Consider the following 1,656-nt stretch of genomic DNA (forward strand, 5'->3'; position numbering starts at 1 on the left):
CGTGGTCACGGTGCGCAGCGCCATGCTGCGACCGCCGCCTGTGGCGCTGCCGACGTTGGCCTTGGCCTTCCCTGCGCGGGTCGCTGCCGTGTCCAGCTTCGCGGCTTCCTTCTGTGCTGCCTCGGCCTGCGCTGCCGCCATCGCGTCGTTGCTGGCTGCCGCTTGTGCGGCGAGACGATCCGCCTCTTCCTTGGCCTTGCGTGCAATCTCTGCCTGACGTGCGGCCTCGGCCTGCTTCTCGGCCTCAACCTTCTGGAGCCATTTCGTGATGATCGGTTTCAGGGCTGTGGCGGTCTTTTCCAGCGCAGACACGGCCACGGCAAAGGCGGTATCGACCGCCTTGCCTGCCGTAAGGTGCGGCTCCTTTTCAGCCTTCCGCGAGTCATCTGCGGCTTTGTAGAGCTTGCGCGCCTTGGCGATCACGTCAGTGAGTTGCTGCGCCTCTGCGTCAGTCTCGACCTCGCCCTTGTTCAGCCACGGCGCGGCCTCTGCGGCCAGATCACTTGCGGCTTGGGTGTGCTTTGCCAGCACGTCGGCATCGTAGGGGGGCGGATTGTTGTGCCCAGCCTGCGGCAATGTCATGTCGTTCACGTTCAGATCCTCCATTGGGGTGTTGGTGCGGCGTGTCTTACGTCTTCGATATTTATCGGGGCATTGACTGCCGCCATTAGGTCCATGCTGCGGTGCAGATCGACCAAGGCGTCATATTCGGCGCGCGGAATCGGGCGCAGATAGGTCCAGATCGTTTCGGGATTGCGTGACTGGCCCAAAGCCTCGCAGCGCAAGGATTCATCGGCCATCAACTCGCCGGTAACGGGGCAAATCTCCTGATCCAGCCAAATGCGGATGGGCACAAATGGCCCTCCCTTCACCAGCCGGGTTTTGTAAAACCCTGCCTCTGGCATTCCGTCATGGCGCGGCGGCTCACGTCCCGCGATTGCGGCGCGATACCATGCGTATTGAGCGGCTTTCGATGTGGGCTGCCGGATCATGCCTGCGCCCTCACTGGCTTCCAGTGATCCTTGCGGAACTGATGCAGCGCCTTCATGGCCTCGATGCGGGTTTCTGCCTTCGCGCAGATCGGCAGGCTGCGATGGTCAAAGCGCGCCACCCACAACCCGCCTTCCTCAACGGGCGGCGTAACCACGATAGCCAACTCCATGACGTTGATGCGGCCCTTAGACTTGGCGCGACCGCGCTTTTTCTTCGGGGCGTCGGGCAGGGCACTCATGCGCTTGTCGCAAAGGCTGCGGGCGCGGGCGCTATACGGCCCTCGACCAGATCATCAGATTTCAGCGCCAACGCGCGCAAATCTGCGGCGCGGCAATCAGCCTCCTGCCGAGCGATCTTCGCAGCTGCGTATGCGGCATCGTTCAGGGCGCGCAGGGCGGTATCCAGCTTGCTCACCATGCGCCACCGCCGTTCACGGCATAGTGCGCCGCGTTTGCGATGAAGGTGGTCAGGATCGTCCCGGCGATCAGCGCAATCAAAACGCCGATCAGCGCCGCGAGGATGAACCGCGCGCCACGCTGGGCAAATGTCAGATCAGGGTCAGGGCCGTTCAGGCGGGCATAATTGGCGGCGTTGCGGCCAAGGCCCGTATCGGTGTCGGGTCGCATGTGTCTCTCCCATAGCGAAAGCTGTGGGGGTGACTAT

General features: G+C 63.1%; 4 protein-coding genes and 1 pseudogene. All 5 read right to left on the reverse strand.

What is annotated here, in order from left to right:
• Nucleotides 1-591: pseudogene (locus VGP75_RS15175) on the reverse strand (hypothetical protein); the annotation flags it as partial.
• 2 nt (nt 592-593) lie between these two features.
• Complete coding sequence (locus VGP75_RS15180; RefSeq protein ID WP_327544463.1) at nt 594-992, reverse strand: hypothetical protein; 399 nt, start codon at nt 990-992, stop codon at nt 594-596.
• Complete coding sequence (locus tag VGP75_RS15185) at nt 989-1,231, reverse strand: hypothetical protein (RefSeq protein ID WP_327544464.1); 243 nt, start codon at nt 1,229-1,231, stop codon at nt 989-991. Before VGP75_RS15185 ends, VGP75_RS15180 begins: the two co-directional genes overlap by 4 nt.
• On the reverse strand, nt 1,228-1,410 hold the full coding sequence (locus VGP75_RS15190) for a hypothetical protein (RefSeq protein WP_327544465.1): 183 nt from the start codon (nt 1,408-1,410) through the stop codon (nt 1,228-1,230). Before VGP75_RS15190 ends, VGP75_RS15185 begins: the two co-directional genes overlap by 4 nt.
• On the reverse strand, nt 1,404-1,619 hold the full coding sequence (locus tag VGP75_RS15195) for a hypothetical protein (RefSeq protein WP_327544466.1): 216 nt from the start codon (nt 1,617-1,619) through the stop codon (nt 1,404-1,406). The genes VGP75_RS15190 and VGP75_RS15195 overlap by 7 nt, the downstream gene beginning before the upstream one ends.
• Nucleotides 1,620-1,656: the final 37 nt, after the last annotated feature.

This window comes from Yoonia sp., assembly GCF_036007805.1.
GTDB lineage: Bacteria > Pseudomonadota > Alphaproteobacteria > Rhodobacterales > Rhodobacteraceae > Yoonia.